Source organism: Rhizobium sp. NPDC090275, assembly GCF_044772225.1.
Lineage (GTDB): Bacteria > Pseudomonadota > Alphaproteobacteria > Rhizobiales > Rhizobiaceae > Rhizobium.
Window position 1 is genome coordinate 92,833 of record NZ_JBIVYL010000003.1, and the last position, 18,910, is coordinate 111,742.

Annotated in this window: 16 protein-coding genes; 7 read left to right on the plus strand and 9 right to left on the minus strand. The window is 61.9% G+C overall.

Going from position 1 to position 18,910, the window contains the following annotated elements; genetic code table 11:
* Positions 1-251 precede the first annotated feature (251 nt).
* From ACIQUB_RS08405 to ACIQUB_RS08420, 4 genes are all read right to left on the minus strand, one after another.
* On the minus strand, positions 252-1,811 hold the full coding sequence (locus ACIQUB_RS08405) for a VOC family protein (RefSeq protein WP_113235538.1): 1,560 nt from the start codon (positions 1,809-1,811) through the stop codon (positions 252-254).
* Between the two features lie 62 nt (positions 1,812-1,873).
* Positions 1,874-3,487, minus strand: a complete 1,614-nt coding sequence (locus ACIQUB_RS08410) for a response regulator (RefSeq protein WP_113235458.1) — start codon at positions 3,485-3,487, stop codon at positions 1,874-1,876.
* 2 nt (positions 3,488-3,489) lie between these two features.
* Positions 3,490-3,915, minus strand: coding sequence for a response regulator (locus tag ACIQUB_RS08415; RefSeq protein ID WP_018898394.1), 426 nt, complete (start codon positions 3,913-3,915; stop codon positions 3,490-3,492).
* A complete protein-coding gene (locus tag ACIQUB_RS08420) occupies positions 3,902-5,956 on the minus strand; it encodes an ATP-binding protein (protein WP_402929454.1) in 2,055 nt (684 codons plus the stop codon). Before ACIQUB_RS08420 ends, ACIQUB_RS08415 begins: the two co-directional genes overlap by 14 nt.
* Positions 5,957-6,211: 255 nt before the next feature.
* Here ACIQUB_RS08420 and ACIQUB_RS08425 point away from each other — a divergent pair, with 255 nt between their 5' ends.
* From ACIQUB_RS08425 to ACIQUB_RS08435, 3 genes are all read left to right on the plus strand, one after another.
* A complete protein-coding gene (locus ACIQUB_RS08425; RefSeq protein ID WP_113235460.1) occupies positions 6,212-6,574 on the plus strand; it encodes a response regulator in 363 nt (120 codons plus the stop codon).
* Between the two features lie 412 nt (positions 6,575-6,986).
* A complete protein-coding gene (locus tag ACIQUB_RS08430; RefSeq protein ID WP_113235461.1) occupies positions 6,987-7,691 on the plus strand; it encodes a helix-turn-helix transcriptional regulator in 705 nt (234 codons plus the stop codon).
* 14 nt (positions 7,692-7,705) lie between these two features.
* Complete coding sequence (locus ACIQUB_RS08435; protein ID WP_113235539.1) at positions 7,706-8,143, plus strand: response regulator; 438 nt, start codon at positions 7,706-7,708, stop codon at positions 8,141-8,143.
* Between the two features lie 7 nt (positions 8,144-8,150).
* Here ACIQUB_RS08435 and ACIQUB_RS08440 read toward each other — a convergent pair whose 3' ends face one another.
* The 5 genes from ACIQUB_RS08440 to ACIQUB_RS08460 all read right to left on the minus strand — a co-directional run bounded on the left by ACIQUB_RS08440 (position 8,151) and on the right by ACIQUB_RS08460 (position 13,664).
* The gene (locus ACIQUB_RS08440; RefSeq protein WP_113235462.1) at positions 8,151-8,846 is read right to left on the minus strand and encodes an ATP-binding protein; all 696 of its coding nucleotides are present in this window, start codon (positions 8,844-8,846) and stop codon (positions 8,151-8,153) included.
* Between the two features lie 110 nt (positions 8,847-8,956).
* On the minus strand, positions 8,957-11,497 hold the full coding sequence (gene secD, locus ACIQUB_RS08445; RefSeq protein WP_402929259.1) for a protein translocase subunit SecD: 2,541 nt from the start codon (positions 11,495-11,497) through the stop codon (positions 8,957-8,959).
* Positions 11,498-11,589: 92 nt separating this feature from the next.
* Positions 11,590-11,976: a hypothetical protein gene (locus ACIQUB_RS08450; RefSeq protein WP_113235540.1), complete on the minus strand. Its 387-nt coding sequence runs from the start codon at positions 11,974-11,976 to the stop codon at positions 11,590-11,592.
* Positions 11,977-12,030: 54 nt separating this feature from the next.
* Entirely contained in the window at positions 12,031-12,165 is a 135-nt protein-coding gene (locus tag ACIQUB_RS08455; RefSeq protein ID WP_402929483.1) for a hypothetical protein, read from the minus strand.
* A gap of 74 nt (positions 12,166-12,239) precedes the next feature.
* Positions 12,240-13,664: a glycosyltransferase family 39 protein gene (locus ACIQUB_RS08460; RefSeq protein ID WP_113235465.1), complete on the minus strand. Its 1,425-nt coding sequence runs from the start codon at positions 13,662-13,664 to the stop codon at positions 12,240-12,242.
* Between the two features lie 646 nt (positions 13,665-14,310).
* Here ACIQUB_RS08460 and ACIQUB_RS08465 point away from each other — a divergent pair.
* The 4 genes from ACIQUB_RS08465 (at position 14,311) to ACIQUB_RS08480 (ending at position 18,910) form a co-directional block, all read left to right on the plus strand.
* Positions 14,311-15,924, plus strand: coding sequence for a globin-coupled sensor protein (locus ACIQUB_RS08465; protein WP_113235466.1), 1,614 nt, complete (start codon positions 14,311-14,313; stop codon positions 15,922-15,924).
* Between the two features lie 63 nt (positions 15,925-15,987).
* Positions 15,988-16,278 carry an STAS domain-containing protein gene (locus ACIQUB_RS08470; RefSeq protein ID WP_113235467.1) on the plus strand — a complete coding sequence of 97 codons (291 nt, stop codon included), beginning with the start codon at positions 15,988-15,990 and terminating at the stop codon, positions 16,276-16,278.
* A 2-nt stretch (positions 16,279-16,280) separates the two neighbouring features.
* Entirely contained in the window at positions 16,281-16,646 is a 366-nt protein-coding gene (cheY1, locus tag ACIQUB_RS08475) for a chemotaxis response regulator CheY1 (RefSeq protein WP_113235468.1), read from the plus strand.
* A gap of 17 nt (positions 16,647-16,663) precedes the next feature.
* Entirely contained in the window at positions 16,664-18,910 is a 2,247-nt protein-coding gene (locus ACIQUB_RS08480; protein WP_113235469.1) for a chemotaxis protein CheA, read from the plus strand.

Here is an 18,910-nt window from a genome sequence, read left to right on the forward strand (position 1 = left end):
GCTTGCGTCGTTTTCTCATGGCCGCATTGCGCTTCTTCGCACTGGCGAAATGGCTGAGAGGTAAAAGACAGCTGTTCTCGCCGGACCAATATCGAGCAAGAAGACCGGCCGGATCGAACGTTTTTGCCAGAGAAAAACCCGCCGCATGACTTGGAACAATGCGACGGGTCCGAGTAGAGATTACAGAATACGACCAGCGGGTGTGTCCTGCCCGCAGTGGATGAAGCTCCGCCGGCCGGCTCGCTGACGCGCTATTCCTCGTGCGTCAGCCACTTCTGAATGACCGGAACATCGTCATCGCCAAGCAGGTGCCCCGTCGGAATGACGGTCGAATCGACCGTTGCGCCTGATGTCTTCAGCCGTGTTTCGAGGTCGCTTGCATATTTCCCATAAGCGTCCGTCTTGCCGCTGATGACAAGCAGATCGGTGCCCTTCAGGTCCGCATGCGGAAATTCGCTGAGCACAGGCATGGAGCGCAGCAGAACCGCTTTGTGAACGAGATTCGGGTGCAGGTAGAGAAGCGAGTTCAGAAGATTGGCGCCGTTGGAATAGCCGACATAGACGAGCTTTTTCGGATCGAGCCCATAGGATTTGACCGCGCCGTCGATGAAGGCCGCGAAAGCCTCGGCCTCGTTCTTGATGTCCTGCTGGTCGAAGGAGAACGGCGTGATGCGCTTGTACCAGCGCGGAATGCCTTCCTCCGTCGCGCGTCCGCGCACACCGAGCAGCGTCGCGCGCGGCGCCACCTTGTGCAGCAGCGGCATCAACGTCGTCTCGTTGCCACCCGAGCCATGCAGCAGCACCAGAACGGTGCCGTCAGGGTTCGGCGGCGTATAGAAGCGGTGCACGAAGGGCAGCTCGCGATAGTTGACCCGGGGTTCGCCCGGCATCGAAAACTGCGGCAGAACCACCTTCAGGTCCTTGAGATCGGTGATCGGGTCCTTCGGCACGAACAGCTTTTCGCCAAGCGTCGCCGCCGGCTCGTCTACGGTCATGCCCGGCTTGTCGGTCGCGAGCTCGATCAGCGTGCCACCAGGTTCGCGCACATAGAGCGAGCGGAAATACTTGCGGTCATGCACGTTGATATCAGACGCGCTCGAACCCTCGCTCTTCAGCGCATCATGAACCTTTGAAAGCGCCGCGTCGTCCTCCGCGCGGAAGGCCACGTGGTCAAAGGTGCCGGTCCCCGGCGCGCTCGACCAGAACCCCTTGGCGTTCCTGATGTCGACGATGTCGCCGGACTGCGAGACCAGTCGGTCGATATTGCCGCGGTTTTCCTGGAAGCGATAGCCGAAATGGCTCTCGACGAAGGCGCGGCTCTTTTCCGGTTCCTCGGTCAGCATCGTCGTTCCGCGCACGCGCTGCACGGCGTGCTCGACCGGAATGCCGGCGCCATGCCAGGGAGCAGGCGATTTCAGCGCCGGCGTGCCGGCAAGCTTGACGATGATGTTGTCCGGATCCTTCAGGCGCAGCACCGGCTCGCCGAATTCGTCGGCCGGACCTTCCGTGCGGACGCCGAAGCTCATCGCCCGCGTCAGCCAGTAGCCGATGCTGGAAGGGTCGATCGCCAGTGCCAGTTCGCTCAATTGCCCGAAGCCGGCACGGCCAGGCGCGCCGTCTTCCCAGACAAGGAATGTCACGAGCGAGCCCGGCGTGGCTTCCGCGTCACCGTAAAAGAGGTGCAACTGCGTCGCGTCTTCGAAGCCGGCCGTCTGCTTGACCAGCCGCATGCCGAGAAAGCCGGCGTAGAAGTCGACGTTCGCCTGCACCTTTCGGGTCAGCAGCGTGATGTGGTGTATGCCTGAAGCCATTGAGGGGAGCCCGGATTGCATTGGGTACAGAAGGAGCGCGGAGATGAAGGTGAGGATAACAGTCATATCGTTGCGTTTGCTTGGTGCCTTGTTTGCTCTCCATAGAGAATTAGGGCATCTCCGCAAGGCTGCAAATCCAAAGTCTGAACATCCCGCAGCGCAAGTTCCAGCTGCTGTCGCGTCGGCGGCTTGATCATATAGGCGCACGCACCCAATGCTTTCGCGCGCTGCATGTCGTCTTCATCGCTTGATGTGCTTAGGATGAAGGCCGGTATCGTCCTCAGCCGCGCGTCGCGCGAAAGCGCCTCCAAAACCTCGAACCCATCCATGATCGGCATGTTGATATCGAGCAGGATGAGGTCGATCAAAGGATCGTGACCACCGGTTGCCCGCTCCTGAAGAAGCCGCATCGCCTCAAGACCGTTCGAAGCGAGATGCAGGTTGAACGTCACCTTCTCGCGCTTCATCAGCTTGATCTTCAAAAGCTGCACATCTGCCGGGCTGTCTTCGACCAGCAGAACCTCGGCCACACGGCCGATTCTATCTGCGCGCTGCTCTTCTTGCCGCGGGTTTGCCGCCCCCTTGGGCGCCCTGTCCGTCTCAATCAAGGCCAGCGGCAGCTCCATGATGAAGGTCGTGCCGCCACCATCGGCATCCTCGCACCAGATGGCGCCGCCATGCAGCTGCGCGATCCGCCGGCAGATCGCCAGCCCGAGCCCCGTCCCCTCGATGCCGCGCCCGACCAGCCGCTTGAAGGGCTGGAAGATCAGTTCGCGATGATCGCGCGCGATGCCGGGTCCATTATCGCTGACTGCGATCCGGCAGAGCGTGCCTTCGCCTTGTGCCGAGATTCGCACGCGCGGCACCTTGGCCTCGCAATATTTGATGGCGTTGGAGATGATGTTCTGCAGCATCTGCACCAGAAGCGTCCCGTCGCCCATCACCTGGGGCAAGGGGCCGCGCTCGATCTCGGCACCACGGCTGCTGATCTGTTCGCGCAGATTGCGCTCCACCTGGTCGACGATCGCGGACAGTGACACCGGCTTGGCCTCAAGATCGCCGGAGGTCTCGAGCTTCGAAAAGCCCGACACCTTGACGATCAGCTCCTCCATGTGGTCGGCCGCACTAAGCACATAGCCGAGCAGATCGTGATCGTCATGCGCCAGCGAGGGCGAAGCCTGCAGCAGCCTGCTGAACGACTTGATCGTCCTCAGCGGCTCCTTCAGGTCATGGGCCATGGCGCGGGTGAAGATCTCGAGCGATTGCTGCTTCTGCTCCAGCTTGGCCGCGAGATCGCCATGCATGATGGCGCTCTGGATGCAGCGGTGCAGCGTCTCTGGCGAAAGCGTGTCCTTGGTGAGGTAATCCCGCGCGCCGCCCTTCATCACCTCGACGGCGATCGTCTCGCTGCCCTGGCCCGTCAGCATGATCACGTTGGCGGAGGGATCGAGCTTCAATATCTCCTCGAGTACGCCGACGCCGTCGCGGCCCGGCAGCGAGTAGTCGAGCAACACGCAATCCGGCCGCTTCTGCGCGTTGAGCGCTATGCCCTCGTCGCCGTTCTCAGCCTCGTAGACCACGTAGTTGGCGCCCGGCGCGCGCGCCAGCATTCGCCGGTAAACCTCGCGGTCGTCGATATTGTCGTCGATAACAAGTACCGCGCTGCCCTCGGCCATGATCACCCCTCCAGAGGCAATATGGCGATCTCGAACCAGTATTCCTTCAGCCTCTGGATCGCCGCGAACAGACCGTCGAGATCGACAGGCTTCTGGACATAGGTGTTGGCGCCGAGCGCGTAGCAGCCCTCGATATCGCGCTCGTCGTCCGACGTGGTCAGGATCACCACAGGGATCTTACGCCACGCCGGGTTGGACTTGATCGCCTCCAGCGTCTTGCGGCCATCGAGCCCCGGCATGTTGAGGTCCAGCAGGATGAGACCCGGCCGTGTTTCCATCGTCGCCAGCAGATCCAGCGCCTGCTGGCCCGATGGCGCCCATTGCACTGGGTTCTTCAGCTTGGCGCGCTTGAAGGCGCGGATCGTTGCTTCGTAGTCGTCCTCGCTGTCCTCGACGATCAGGATCGGCTGTGATTCACGGTGCTGCATGCTGCCCCTCGCGCTTGTGACCCAATGTAAAATAGAACGTTGTGCCCTGGCCAACCTCTGACTCCAGCCAGACGTCGCCCTCGTGACGGCCGATGATCTTGCGCACGAAGGTCAGCCCGGCGCCGGTGCCGTCGTCCGATTCCTGCGTCTTTTCCAGCCGCTTGAAGATGCGGAAGATATCCTCGTGAAACTCGCGGGGAATGCCCTTGCCGTTGTCGCGCACGAAATAGACGTCGCTCGTCCGGCGCCCGTCTTCGCCGACAAGCTCGCCGACGTGGCCGACGGTCACGATCGGCTCGGGCTTGTCGTTGTATTTCACGGCATTGGTGATCAGGTTGCGGTAGACCTCGGTCAGCCGCAGCGAATCGCAGACGACCTCGGGAAGCTGGCCCTCGACCAGCACCTTCGCCCGCCGCTCTTCCAGATAAAGCTCCATGGTCGAGACCACGTCCTTGACGATGGCATGGACGTCGGTGCGCTTCACCGCCAGCTGCTGGCGCCCGATGCGCGAGAAATAGAGCAGGTCATTGACCAGCTTCTCCATACGCTGGCTGAGCCGGACAATGCGGTTGATGCGGCGCACGCCGTCCTCGTCGAGCACCGTCTCGTAATCCTCGAGCAGAAAGCGGGAATGGTTGTGCATCCCACGCAGCGGTTCCTTCAGGTCATGCGAGGCGATATAGGCGAACTCGTCGAGATCGGAATTGCTGCGCTCCAGATCGGCGGTATAGGCCTGAAGCTGGCGGAACATCGTCCGCAGCTGTTCCTCCTGCTGCACCCGCAGGCTGATGTCGCGCAGAATTGCGACGAAGGTAACCGTCGGCCCCGTCCGGAAGGCGCTCAGCGACACATCGAGTGGGAATGTCTCGCCATTGCGCCGGATGCCGGAGATGGTACCGGTCGTCCCGGTCCCGCCTTCCTCGCTCAAGAGCAGCGATCGCCGAAAATAGTCGTCGAGCCCCGCATGAAAGGTCTCCGGCAGCAGTATATGGACGCTCTCTCCGATCGCCTCCCTCGACGTCCGGTCGAACATCTCTTCCGCCGCCGGATTGAACAGCGAGATCTTGCCCTGCGGGTCCATGGCGACGATCGCGTTCGGCGTGTTGCGCGTCACCGTGTCGAAGCGGATGCGCTCGGCATCCAGGCTGTCGCTCTTGCGCTGGAAGAAGAACACGAAGGTTGCCACCAGCCAGAGCATGCCGACGGTGATGGCGCGGTTCGTCGCCTCGTAGCCATAGCCTTCGCCATGCCGATCGACAGCAAGAAAGCCGAGCAGGATCAGGATGGAGCAGACGAAGGCCAGGTTGAACGGTGCCGTGCGGCTGTTGAACCACAGCGAGGTCAGGATCAGCGGCACATAGATCATGCCGTTCACCACCCCGAGCGGGGTGTAGAGATCGATCATCAGCCCGATGAAGCACAGCGCACCCGGCAGCCAGACGGGCATGCCGCCATGATGATCCGGCTGCAGCCACCAGGACCGCACCAGCATCGCCGAGCCGAGCAGCGTCACGCCGGCGGCGGTATGCACCGCCATGCCGATGTTCGATCCCCAGCGATAGATGTGCTCGGTATGCATCGCGTATCCGGCAAGGGCCGCGATGCCGAGGCCGATCACCACATAGCCGACAAGTTCCTCGAACAGCCGCGCCTTGCCCTTCTGGTCCGGCGGGGTGAGCGCGAGAGCGAGGTTGGAGAAGAACATGACCACGGCGGTGTTCAGCGCCATGCCGCCGCCGACGCGGCCAAAGAATGCCGGATCGACGAAAATGCCGGCCAGAAAGCGCTCCATGATCTGCGGCTGCCGTCCGACGAATGTCAGCTCGATCAGCCGCACTCCACTCATCGCGGCGGCGAGCGAAAACAGCAGGAAAGCGGCGAGCCGCGCATTGGCGCCGGTGTAGACCGAGATGACAAGCGCGATCCCGGTCAAACAGAAACAGATCGCTGTGTTGATCGCCATCGCAGGCGAACCCGGTATCAGGAAAAGAAGAGGCTCGATCTGCCGCACCCAGGCGAGAAGGATCACGGCGCCCAGCATGAGCAGCAGCACGCCGAGCACGATCGTCGTCAAACGGTGTCGTTCCTGGCGCCAGGGGGCACTCGTCCTTCGACCAATGATCGGCTTCACCACGCGTTGCTCTCCCGTCCGGCGGTTACTATTTCCAGAATTGAAAATTATTCAATATACATCTGTCGCGATAGTTGCGGCTTCGGCGCCGACCGGCAATATGCCTGTTACGGATGCTGTGCCCTGCGGTCGAACGGAGCGCCGGCGCGAGCACGGGGGGTGGCAATGCCGGCGGTATTTTACGTAGACGACAGCCGCGACGACCTGTTTTACGCGCAATATGTCTGCCGCAAGGAACGCCCCGACATCGCTCTTTCCTGCTTCCATGCCGCCGATGCCGCCTTCGAAGCGCTCTGCGAAGGAGCGACGCTGCCGGCGCTCCTGATCGTCGATCTCTATATGCCTGTCGATAGCGGCATCGGCCTCGTCACGCGCCTGCGCGCGGATCACCGCTTCGCCTCGATGCGAATCGCTGTCTGTTCCGGCTCGGACGCGACGGCGGATCGAGAGCGGGCCTTGGCCTGCGGGGCGGATCTATACGTCGAAAAGCCGATCGACCTCAGTGCACTCGTGCGTCCCAGCCAATAGTCCATCAAAGACAATCGACTTTCTTAGGTATTTATGACGCAATGGTTGCAAGTCTCATTGACACGACTTTGGCTACATTTCACACTATACGAATGAAGCAGTGTGAGACGATGCTGGGGAGAGCCGTTTGACTTTGTTGACGAAACAACCCCGGCAAAATCCGTGACTGAAGTCTGTCGTCCCGCTTATAGGCGAGGCGCGTCGCCGGCGGCGTAGGACAGGCGAATGCCGAGGGTAGGGGGCGGAAACGGAGGGCGCATGCCGATTTTGTGATCGGCGTGTCGCGGCGGTTTCCCTCGAAACTCCGCACTCGGTCATTAACTGTATCAGTCTGGCCCGTGTCTCCAGGGTTCGGAGATGCTGCCCAACCGGTAACCAGAGGCACGTAGGAGCCAAGAAGCAGGAATGCGGAATGAGTAGCGCGATGGCACTTCCATTTCACGCTGGCCCGGAATTGGGGCGGGCGATCAACCGCACGGATTTCTTTCGACTTCTGAAGGCGGCCGCGCATCACTATGCCTTCGACAGCTTCGCGCTCGCCCGCATCTCCGAGGCGTCGCAGCCCTTCGGCGCGCGCGATATCATCATCACCAATGTCGCCGAACGCCAGACCGGCTTCTTCGTCTACGCCATGGGCCGCGCGCTCGGATTCATCAAATCCAAGGCCGCGCAGTTCTTGGCAACCCCCATGAGCGGTAAGGCGGGCAATCTGCAGGGCTACCCGCCCGATCTCGTCCTCAACGAGTTCGACACCAACAGCTTTCTGCTCATCCCGCTTTTCACGCCCGAGGGGCGCCGCTACTGTGTCGCCTTCAGCGGCAAGCGCCAGCAGCCGGACCAGGGCGAAGTCGCCGATATCCTGCTCGACACGATGCGGATATTCGACAAGTTCTACGAAGAAATCCTGGTCAACGAAATGTCAGGCCGTTTGACCCAACGGGAGAATGAAGTGGTTCGCTGGACCAGTGAAGGCAAGACATCGGCGGAAATCGCCATCATCCTCGGCCTGTCGGAACACACCGTCAATTCGCATATCGCGGCGTCGGTCAGAAAGCTCGGCGCGGTCAATCGCGTCCACATGGTGGCGATGGCGTTGCGCATGGGACTTGTTTCGTGACCGAAAACGCTGAAGTGAAACCAGAGACGGCTCGCGGCGAGGCGGTAAAAATCCTGTTCGTCGATGACGAATTCATCGAATTTCGCGCCTTGAAAAAGACCGTCGCGGCGCTCACCGAGCCGAAGGTCGAGATGGACTATGCGCAATCGGTCAGCGATGCGCTGGCAAAGCTCGGCAGCGACAGGTTCGACCTGATCCTGCTCGACAACCGCCTGCTGCCGAACGCGGACTTTCGCGAGACCGTGCCGAAGCTTCGCGCCGCGAGCTTCACCGGCCCGATCGGCGTCATATCGATGGATGTGTCGGACAGCTACTTCCAGCAGTTCCAGGAATACGGTGTCGATTTCCGCATCGGCAAGGACGAGATCGACGTCGAGACGCTGCAGCACATCATCCGCGAATATGTTCGCTATGACATGCCTGATGTCTGGAAGGACGATTACAACATCTGACGTGTCGTCAAACCGGCAGCCGGATCGTGAACCGACTTCCCATCTCCGTCGGTGATGTGAGTGAAATCGTGCCACCAAGCGCGGTCACCAGCTCGCGCGCGGCCGCCAACCCCAGGCCCGGCCTTTTCGCGGCGCCCTCCGGCAGCAGGCTCCAGAAAGCGGTGAACACGCTCTCCTGATGTTCCGGCACGATGCCCGGCCCGTTGTCTGAAATATGGATCGTCCAATGCGTGGCATCGACTTCCGCCTCGACCGTCAGGCGGCACGCCTCGTCGGCATCCGTGCGGTGCATCAGCCCGTTCGCCATCACATTCTTCAGCACCAGCCCCAGGATCCCTGCATCGGTCCGGATGCCCGGTAGGTCGCCTGTCTCGATCGTGGCCTTGGGCGCATCGACCTCGAAGCGCAGCTCCCCCCAGATCTGCGCAACCAGCAGCTTGGTATCGACATCGCTGATCACAAGTCGCGGCGCGCCGGAGGCGAAGCTGATCAGCCCCTTGGTCAGCTCCTGCGCGGCCTGCGTCTTGGCAAGAATGGTGTTGAGGTATTCCAGATGCTCGGCATCGATCCTGTCGCCGATCTCGTCGATCAAAATCTCCGCATACATCGCGATGTGCCTGAGCGGCGATTGCAGGTCGTGCGAGGCAATGGCGAGAAAGCGCTTGATGCGCGTTTCGTCGGTCTCTGTCGTCGATGGTGACATGTCTCGTCCGCCGGATTTAAGCCCGGGCGGAGAATAGAAAGCGGGCGCCGGTTCTGCAACCGGCGCCCGCATCAATTTCACGAAAGCAACCTGAAAAGGTCGATCCTTTATCAGCCGGCCGACTTGCGCGAGCTCGGCGGAATGATGTCGACCTTGTCGTCGTTGCTCGAAACCGCGGCGCGGTGGCGCGTACGCCAGTCGCCGAGGAAGAGCAGGATCGGCGCCGCGATGAACACCGACGATGCTGCGGCGACGAGAATGCCGAACACCATCGGGATCGCGAAGCTTTCCACCGCGCTGCCGCCCCAGATTGCCATCGGCAGCAGGGCGAGGAAGGCGGTGACGTTGGTGTAGATGCTTCGGGCGAGGGTTTCGTTGATCGACTTGTCGATCAGTTCGCGCAGCGGCATCGACTTGTAGAGGCGCATGTTTTCACGCATGCGGTCGTAAACGACGACCTTGTCGTTCACCGAGTAGCCGACCAGCGTCAGGATCGCCGCGATGGCGGTCAGGTTGAAGTCGAGCCCGGTGAGAGCAAAGAAGCCGATGCATTTTGTCACGTCGAGAATGAGCGTGACGATGGCGCCGACCGCGAACGGCCATTCGAAGCGATACCAGATGTAGAGCAGCATCGCGAGGCTGGCGATCACGACGGACAGGATACCCGCCCATGCAAGCTCGCCGCTGACCTTCGGCCCGATGACATCGGTGCCGGTCACGGTTGCGGATGGATCGATCTTGACGATCTCGTCCTTCAGCTTTGTGACGGCTGCCGTCTGCGCCTCTTCACCGCCGTCCTGGCGCTGAGCGCGCACGGCCATGGTGTTGTTGTCACCATAGGACTGCAGCGACACTTCGCCGAGGCCGAGGCTGTTCAGGCCTTCGCGGAACTTGGCGAGATCGGCTGCTTCCTGCGTCTTCACCGACATCTGGATACCACCACGGAAATCGACGCCGTAGTTGAGGCCGGGATGGAAGAAGAGCACGACCGATGCGACCGACAGCAGCGCGGAGACGGTCACGCCGAAGAAGCGCGCCTTCATGAACTGGATGTGCTTGTCGTAGGGGTAGAAGACCGGCAGCAGCGGCTTGATGTTGATGGTCTTCAGCTTGAAGCGGCGGGTGATCTCGATCATCGAAACGCGAACGAAGGCGACCGAGGTGAACATCGAGATGATCAGGCCGAGCGCCATGGTGACGGCGAAGCCGCGAACCGGGCCGGTGCCGAACCAGAACAGGATGGCGGCGGCGATAAGCGCCGTCATGTTGCCGTCGATGATGGTCGAGTAGGCGCGGCGGAAGCCGGTGTCGATGGCCGCGAACGAGCCCTTGCCCTTGCGGGTTTCTTCACGGATGCGCTCGTTGATCAGAACGTTGGCGTCAACCGCAAGACCAATGCCGAGCACGACGCCGGCGATGCCGGGCAGCGTCAGCGTGGCGCCGACAAGCGTCAGTGCCGAGAAGGTCAGGATCGTGTGGATGAGCAGCGCGACGTTGGCGAGAATGCCCCAGGTTCCGTAGAGCAGGAAGATGAAGGCTGCGACGAGGACAAAACCGACGAGACCGGAATAGATACCCATCTGGATCGCATCGGCGCCGAGGTCGGCACCAACCGTGCGTTCTTCGATTACGGTGAGCTTGGCGGGCAGGGCGCCGGCGCGCAGCATGGCGGCAAGCGTGTTGGCCGTATCGGTCGAGAAGTTGCCCGAGATCTGGCCGGAACCGCCGGTGATCGGCTCGCGGATAACCGGGGCGCTCAACACCTTGTCGTCGAGAACGATAGCGAAGGGATTGCCGACGTTCTGGCGGGTGATGTCAGCGAAGCGGGTCGCGCCGGCGCTGTCGAAGCGGAAGCTGACGACGGGCTGCTGGCTCTGGTCAAAGCTGACGCGGGCGTCGGACAGGCGGTCACCGGAGATTTCGACACGGTCGAGAACCGGATAGGTATTGCCCTGATCGTCCTTGAGCATCGTCACGCCGGGGCCGGGAGCGTTGTTCGGCGCGAGCATGTGGAACGACATCTTGGCGGTCGAGCCGAGAAGCTGGCGAAGACGGGTCGGATCCTGTGCGCCCGGAAGCTGCACGAGAACGCGGTTGCCGCCGATGCGCTGGATCGTCGGTTCGGCGACGCCGACCTGGTCGACGCGCTGGCGAATGACTTCAAGGCTCTGCTGGACGGCGCTGTCGACGTTGCTGGAGATACCGGCGGCTGAGAAGGCAACGATGATGTTGCCGCCGCTGGTCGTGACCGAAAGGTCCGACTGGCCGGCGGAAATGCCGGTTGCGATCGTGTTGCCCAGCGTGCGCAGCTGCGTGACGGCTTCATCGGTCTGCGCCTGGTCGTTCAGCGTCACGACGATCTGATTCTGGTTGCGAACGACCGACTTCGGCTGGATGTTCTTTTCGCGCAGCACGCGGCGCGCGTCCTGCAGAAGCGACTGCAGACGCTCGCGCGTCAGGTCGGCTTCATCGACTTCGAGAACGAGGTGCGAGCCGCCGCGAAGGTCGAGACCGAGCGAGACCTGCTGGTGCGGGAGCCACGAGGGAAGGCGCTGCAATGTGGATTGCGGTAGGGCATTCGGCAGTGCGATCAGAATGCCGAGGAGAATGATCACCGTATAGGTGGCCACCAGCCATGGTGAGGTGCGCATTGTGTTGTCTATCCTTGATAACGCTTGAACCTGCGCTTCAGGCGCAGGCAGGCGTGTCGTAAATGCAATGGGAGGCGCCGAGGCGCGTGTCGTCAGGCCGCGAAAGCGGGCGGTCCATGCGAATCGTAGGGCTTCGCGTCAGCCGCGTAAAACGCGGGAGAAGTGGACTGCGAAAGCCGGAGGAAGCCGGGCGACAGGCGCTCGAAGACTTGCTGGTCAGCGGTCGCCGCGTCGCCGGAAGCATAGGTCGCGTATTTCTGCGCGACCTTGCGGTCGGCTGCCAGCACGCCGCGCACGACGTCGCGTGCGCTCAGCTGCAGCGGCTGGCTATCCTTGCTCGAAGAGGAGAATGCGTTGTTGGGGCCGCGCGCGGGGCCGAGCACGAGATTGCCGCCGAACAACAGGCCGAGATAAGCGAAGATCGCGACGGCCAGCGAGACGGCAACGCGACCAGTCATGCGGCGCGTATCGAACCTCATCTGGTCGTCCTGCGGATTTTCAATCTCGAACCGGCTCAACGGCGCAAAGTTCTCTCATTGCTTCTCGGGAGAAGGCGTTTCCTCGGCCGCGCTTATACCAGCCTCGGTCTCGACTTCATAGGGTGAACTGTCATGATGCACTTGAGAGAGACGGTCAAGCATGCCCATGGCGATTTCGCGCTCGCCCATGATGACGGTATCAGCACCATATTGCCTGAGTTCCTCGACCTCATGTGCACTGCGGCCCGCAAGCGAATGATACGCTATTTTCCAGCCGCCAGGCAGCTGGCCTTCACCTTGTAGGCGTAGATCGTATTTCCACGATAATAGCCTTCGCTCGGCTGCCATGACTTGATGGTCTGCGGCGGCTCTGCGCACTCGAAGGGCTGCGTGGTGACGAACAGCACGTCGTCGCTGACATTATTGGGTAGCGCGAAGGTCTGCTCATAATAGTTGTCAGGCGCTTCCGCCGGCGGCCGCGCGTAGATCTTCAAGGGCTCGTTTCTGAGCGTATGGTACATGTCCGCCAGGATGTCGCGGCTGTCGCTGACGATGATCGCGGTGCCCGCCTGTCGCGCCAGATCGCCGGCTTCGCGGCTGACGGCGCTGCGGCCGAGATAGCGCTTCATCACCTCGTTTCCATTTGGCAGCACGAGCTGGTGCGCGAAGATGGCGGCGAGCGGAAAGAGCACGCTGGCCGTGCCGTTGATCGCGAACGACACGCGCAGCCCCTTGGGCCAGACGCGATGAAGCAGCCAGACGGCGAGGATCGTGCCGGCGACATAAGCCGTCACCGCCCAGTTGGCGTAGGCCTTGGCGATGAGAGCCTGGAAGGTGATCAGGAGCACGACGGGCACGGAAAGCCAGATCAGCAATTTCTCGATCGGGCTGCCTTGCCCTCTCAAAGCCCGATAGACCGCCCAGAGGATCGCGAAGAACACGATAGGGCCGACAACGCCGAACTGCGCGGCGAAGAATTCGATCCCGTGGCCGACATTGAGGCTCAGCCCGCTCCAGTGGGCGATGCTGGTCGTGTGCTTGATCGTCGTGGCGTCATGGGTGGCGTTCCACCAGAGGTTCGGCGCCGCTACCACGATGGCAGTTGCGGCCGAAATGAAGAAGTCGCGCCAGCCGATCCGGGCCATCGGCAGAAGCAGCAGGGCGATCAGGCCGCCAGGGACGACGAACAGGATGGCGTATTTCGACAGGAAGGCGCAGCCGAAGGCCACGCCCATCAATAGCGCCAGGGCGATCGAGCGCTGGCGGGTCAGGCCGAAATAGGCGAACAGCGCAACAGCCAGGAAGAAGAGCAGAATGACGTCGGTCGAGAAGAAGACGGAAGAAAGAGCGACGCCGGGCAGCGTGATGTAGGTGACCCCCGTCCAGCCCTCGATCTCGGGGCTGACGAAGCGCTTGGCGAGCTTCATCAGCACGAAAGCGGTCGCCATGTGCACGAGCGGGCCGCAAAGCCGGATCCAGAAGATCGCGGTCGATCCCGAAAGTTCGGTCATCGCGCGGATCACCCAGGCGATCATCGGTGGCTTGGAGTAATAGCCGAAGTCGAAATTCTGCGACCAGAACCAGTATTGTGCCTCGTCGACGAACAGATCCGTCGTGTCGAAGTGCAAGGTGACGATGCGCCAAAGCGTCACGCCGATAATGATGAGGATACCGAGGCGTGGGGACATGCGTCTGATTTCCGTAAACTGAACAAACCACCGCTGGCTAATGCGCAACGCTTCGCCGGCTCAGTGGTTAAACACGTCCATTACTGTTGTTTTATGACGGGAATTCAAAGCACCCGCAAAGACAAGGCGACGCGGCCCGCTTCAATACGGTCGAGAAGTGCGACGGCCGTGAGAACAGACACAGCAAGAAAACATGCACCCAAACCCAGAACAATCATTGCTCAATCCCTATGACGTCATGTCGTGATTTGCCGGGGATATAACACGAAGCTTGCTTCGAACTTGTAGCAGCCGCGCAACGCTACGCCAGTATTTCATGGATGGTTATTCGCGTTGCTCCGAAAGCCCACATTCATAAAATGGGTATTAACCTTCAGGCAAGGAATTAACCATAAACATTGCAATACACGTCGGAATGGGAAAATTTTAGCGTTCCTAGCAGGCATGACGCCGAACCGCCGTACCGGCTTAATCCGGTATCGATCTCTCAAGTAGCTCTACGATAGTCCGCACTGATCGCGACAGGTCCGACCGCCGGCGTTAGCCCGCGTCAGGTCCGCACGCATCCGTGTTGGTGTCAGGAGGCTTGATTTCTCTTCGGGCGATATGCCCGGGCATTGGTTTGGGGACAGGCGTGGGGCAGAATATGCCATCGGATCAGGATCGTGGAGCACAGGCGGGCAGCCTGCGTGACCGCCTGCGCTTTGCCGGCCTCGATGCCGAGCAATGCGAGATGGTGCGGCGCTATCGCCCGGCGCTCCAGCAGCACCTGACCTCAGGCCTTCGCGATCTTTTCCAGCGTTTCCAGTCTTTCCCCGATGCAGCCCGCAATTTCGAGAGCGAGCGCCAGGTCGATCGGCTCCATGATCTGCAGACGTCGCACTGGGATGTACTGACCGATGCGCGCTTCGACAGCCTCTACGCCGAGCGCGTCAAGGTTCTGTCGGATTCCGAAAGCAAGATGGGACTGGACCCCCGCTGGCATGTCGCCGGCCACGGCGTCGTCCTTGAGCATGTCATTGCCGGACTCGCCGATGAGCTTGCCGGGTCCTCCTTCCTTCCAAGCGTCAAGCGCCGAAAGCGCGAAATCGCCGACCTCATGACCGCGCTCATCCGCCTCGTGATGGTCGATGTCGAGATCGCCGTGTCGCTGCGTTTCAATGCGCTCCGCGCCTCGCAGCAGCGCCAGATCGCCGATCAGCGAAGCAGCGACAAGGCCGAGGTCGCCCGCGTATTCTCCGACGTCATCGAAGGTCTGGCCGCCCGCGACCTGACCGCCCGCGCCGTCGTCACCGAGGATGGCCCGCACAATGATGTCGCCCTGGCGCTGAACGGCGCGCTCGAAGCATTGCAGACCGAATTCGGCGCGATCAGCGAACGTACCTTGAAGGCCGAGGCATCGGTTCAGGTGCTTGGCCAGTCCGCCCGCAATCTCTCCGGTCACGCTACCGGTCACGCCGAGCAGCTTCTGGCATCGGCCGCCACGCTCGCCGATCTCTCCGAAAACGTGCGCCGCAGTGCCGCCGGCAGTCGTGCGGCTGAAGATGCAGCCGCATCGACGCGCGCGGCAGCCGAAGCAAGCGGCGAGGTTGTCGGCCGCGCCATCTCTGCCATGGCCGACATCGAGCAGTCCGCCGAGCGCATCGGCCAGATCATCGGCGCCATCGACGAAATCGCCTTCCAGACCAATCTGCTGGCGCTCAACGCCGGCATCGAAGCCGCTCGCGCGGGTGATTCCGGCCGTGGCTTCGCGGTCGTCGCGCAGGAAGTTCGCGCGCTGGCGCAGCGCTCGGCCGATGCCGCCCGCGAAATCAAGACGCTGGTGACCACCACCAAGTCGCAGGTGGATGCAGGTGTGCAGATGGTTGGCCGCACGCAGGATTCGATCGGCAGCATCGTGCGCCAGGTCACCGATATCAACGCCGCCATCGCCTCTGTCGCCAGCCAGACCAGCGACAACGCCTCCGTGCTCGATGCGGTCACCACCGACGTCAAGGGTCTGGGCGCACGCGTGGCTGAGAGCGCTGGCGCCGCATCGCATTCGGCCGATGGCGCAGACGATCTCCACACTGTCATCGTCGAGCTTGGCCGCACGGTCCGCGAATTCCGCATTGCCCGCAATCGCGCCGAGGCGAGTGACCGCCGGCCCGTTCGCGCCGTCGATGCCCAGCCCGCCCGCCGGGTTGTCGAGGAAGCCGACGCGGCATTCGATTTCAACCCTCCGCTCGCAAGTCTCGGAGGCGGACGAAATGCTTACTGAAGCACTGATTTATGACGGCGGCTCACATTCGTTGGGCGCCAATCAGCAGATAGGAAAAGTCTGATGGCAGCAAAAAAGAGTGGGAAGACGCTGAACCTGGCGGCGACCATTGACCTCAACGAAGCCGCCGCCCTGCGCGACAAGTTTCTGTCGATGCGCGGCAGCGCCGTGTCGATCGATGCATCGGCCGTCGAGCGCGTCGGGGCCCTCGGCGCGCAGGTGCTGATGTCGGCCGCCAAGACCTGGGATCAGGACAAGCTTGCGTTCACCTTCACCAAGGTTTCGGACGCGTTTCAGAAAACCATGCAGCTGATCGGTGTGGATGTTCACCCGCTGCTCGCCAAGGAGATTTAGTAATGAAGAAAAGAGTGCTGACCGTGGATGATTCACGGACGATCCGCAACATGCTCCTCGTGACCCTCAACAATGCGGGCTTCGAGACGATCCAGGCTGAAGACGGCGTCGAAGGTCTCGAGGTTCTGGAGACATCCCACCCCGACGTCATCGTCACCGACATCAACATGCCGCGTCTCGATGGCTTCGGCTTCATCGAAGGCGTTCGTCGCAACGAAAAGTACCGCGCCATTCCGATCCTGGTCCTGACGACCGAAAGCGATGCCGAGAAGAAGAATCGCGCACGCCAGGCCGGCGCCACCGGCTGGATCGTCAAGCCTTTCGACCCTGCCAAGCTGATCGATGCCATTGAGCGCGTAACCGCTTAAAATCAGGAATTTCTTTTATGGATATGAACGAAATCAAAGAGATCTTTTTCCAGGAATGCGAGGAACAGCTCGCGGAACTGGAATCCGGTCTTCTGAAAATGAATGATGGCGATCGTGATCCGGAAACCGTCAACGCGGTATTTCGCGCCGTTCACTCGATCAAGGGCGGCGCTGGCGCCTTCGGTCTGGACGATCTCGTCGCCTTCGCCCATGTGTTCGAGACCACACTTGATTGCGTTCGTTCCAACAAGCTAGAGCCGACCCAGGACGTCCTGAAGGTCATGCTCAAGTCGGCCGACGTGCTTGCGGACCTGACGAATGCCGCCCGTGACGGCGGCAGCGTCGACGAAAGCCGCAGCCGTGGCCTCGTCAAGGAGCTGGAAGCGCTTGCCAACGGCGAACTCCCATCGCCGTCAGCCGTTTCCGAAGCGCCTGCAGCCGCCCCAGTGCCGGTCGCCGCAGCCCCCGTCAAGCCGACCGACGAGAGCGGCTTCGAGCCGATCCCGTTCTCGTTCGACGACTTCAGCGACGACGAGACCTTCGAGATCACCTTCAAGCCGCGCTTCGAGCTCTATTCCAAGGGCAACGACGCGACACTGCTGTTGCGCGATCTGAGCCGCCTCGGCGAGATGAGCACCTATTGCAACATGGATGCGCTGCCGGGCCTCGACGAGCTCGACCCCGAAGCCGCCTATTTCTACTGGAACATCACGCTCAAGACCGACAAGGGCGAAGACGCGATCCGCGCGGTCTTCGAATTCGCCGAGTGGGATTGCGAACTGACCATCACGACGGTCGCCGCCGAAGCCGAGGCCGCTCCGGCTGAGGAACTGCCGATGGTGCCGGTACCCTTCGACCTCTCGGCGCTGGATGACGGCCCGGAAGCCCCTGCTGCTGAAAAGAGCGATGCCGCCGCGGCCGTTGCCGCTGCCGAGACGGCTTCGAACGTGACGCAGATCGCGTCCGCCGCCGCCCGCGTCGAAAAGAAGGAATCGGCTGCTGCCGCCAATGCAGCCGCTGCCGCCGCCGCCCAGAACAATGCCGCCGCCAACAGCGCCGGCCAGACCATCCGCGTCGATCTCGATCGCGTCGACCGCCTGATCAACCTCGTCGGCGAGCTCGTCATCAACCAGGCGATGCTCTCCCAGAGCGTCATCGAAAACGACACGACCGGCACGTCCTCGATCAACATGGGCCTCGAGGAGCTGCAGCAGCTCACTCGCGAGATCCAGGATTCGGTCATGGCGATCCGCGCGCAGCCGGTGAAGCCGGTCTTCCAGCGCATGTCGCGTATAGTCCGCGAAGTCGCCGACATGGTCGGCAAGTCGATCCGCCTCGTCACCGAAGGTGAAAACACCGAAGTCGACAAGACGGTTATCGACAAGCTCGCCGAGCCGCTGACCCACATGATCCGCAATGCCGTCGACCACGGCATCGAAAGCCCGGAAAAGCGCACCGCCGCCGGCAAGGATCCCGAGGGCACGATCAAGCTCACCGCCAAGCATCGTTCGGGCCGCATCCTGATCGAACTGCAGGACGACGGCGCGGGCATCAACCGCGAACGCGTCAAGCAGAAGGCAATCGACAACGACCTGATCTCGCCGGACGCCAACCTGACGGACGAGGAAATCGACAACCTGATCTTCGCGCCGGGCTTCTCCACGGCCGACAAGATCTCCGACATTTCCGGTCGCGGCGTCGGTATGGACGTCGTCAAGCGCTCGATCCAGGCGCTCGGTGGTCGTATCAACATCACCTCGCGGCCGGGCCAGGGCTCCGTTTTCACCATGAGCCTGCCGCTGACGCTCGCCGTTCTCGACGGCATGGTCGTCACGGTCGCCGGCCAGACGCTCGTCGTTCCGCTGACGGCCATCGTCGAAACGCTGCAGCCGGAGGCATCCGCCATCCACTCCTTCGGCGCCAGCCATCGCCTGATCTCGATCCGCAACTCCTTCTGCCCGCTGGTCGATGTCGGTCGCATCCTGAACTTCCGCGCCACCCAGGCCAATCCGGTCGAAGGTGTTGCCCTGCTCGTCGAATCCGAAGGCGGCGGTCAGCGCGCGCTGATGGTCGATGCGATCCAGGGTCAGCGTCAGGTCGTCATCAAGAGCCTCGAGGCGAACTACACCCACGTTCCGGGCATTGCCGCGGCAACCATCCTGGGCGACGGTCGCGTCGCGCTCATTCTCGATGTCGATGCAGTCGTGGGCGCTTCGCGCGGCCAGGCGTTGAGACAGGAAGTATCCCTGGCGGCGGCGGGTTAA

Coding starts and splice junctions, on each gene's coding strand:
- ACIQUB_RS08405 (WP_113235538.1), bottom strand. CDS start 1,811: ATGGCTTCAGGCATACACCACATCACGCTGCTGACCCGAAAGGTGCAG.
- ACIQUB_RS08410 (WP_113235458.1), bottom strand. CDS start 3,487: ATGGCCGAGGGCAGCGCGGTACTTGTTATCGACGACAATATCGACGAC.
- ACIQUB_RS08415 (WP_018898394.1), bottom strand. CDS start 3,915: ATGCAGCACCGTGAATCACAGCCGATCCTGATCGTCGAGGACAGCGAG.
- ACIQUB_RS08420 (WP_402929454.1), bottom strand. CDS start 5,956: ATGCTGGGCGCCGTGATCCTTCTCGCCTGGGTGCGGCAGATCGAGCCT.
- ACIQUB_RS08425 (WP_113235460.1), top strand. CDS start 6,212: ATGCCGGCGGTATTTTACGTAGACGACAGCCGCGACGACCTGTTTTAC.
- ACIQUB_RS08430 (WP_113235461.1), top strand. CDS start 6,987: ATGAGTAGCGCGATGGCACTTCCATTTCACGCTGGCCCGGAATTGGGG.
- ACIQUB_RS08440 (WP_113235462.1), bottom strand. CDS start 8,846: ATGTCACCATCGACGACAGAGACCGACGAAACGCGCATCAAGCGCTTT.
- secD (WP_402929259.1), bottom strand. CDS start 11,497: ATGCGCACCTCACCATGGCTGGTGGCCACCTATACGGTGATCATTCTC.
- ACIQUB_RS08450 (WP_113235540.1), bottom strand. CDS start 11,976: ATGAGGTTCGATACGCGCCGCATGACTGGTCGCGTTGCCGTCTCGCTG.
- ACIQUB_RS08455 (WP_402929483.1), bottom strand. CDS start 12,165: ATGGGCGAGCGCGAAATCGCCATGGGCATGCTTGACCGTCTCTCTCAA.
- ACIQUB_RS08460 (WP_113235465.1), bottom strand. CDS start 13,664: ATGTCCCCACGCCTCGGTATCCTCATCATTATCGGCGTGACGCTTTGG.
- ACIQUB_RS08465 (WP_113235466.1), top strand. CDS start 14,311: ATGCCATCGGATCAGGATCGTGGAGCACAGGCGGGCAGCCTGCGTGAC.
- ACIQUB_RS08470 (WP_113235467.1), top strand. CDS start 15,988: ATGGCAGCAAAAAAGAGTGGGAAGACGCTGAACCTGGCGGCGACCATT.
- cheY1 (WP_113235468.1), top strand. CDS start 16,281: ATGAAGAAAAGAGTGCTGACCGTGGATGATTCACGGACGATCCGCAAC.
- ACIQUB_RS08480 (WP_113235469.1), top strand. CDS start 16,664: ATGGATATGAACGAAATCAAAGAGATCTTTTTCCAGGAATGCGAGGAA.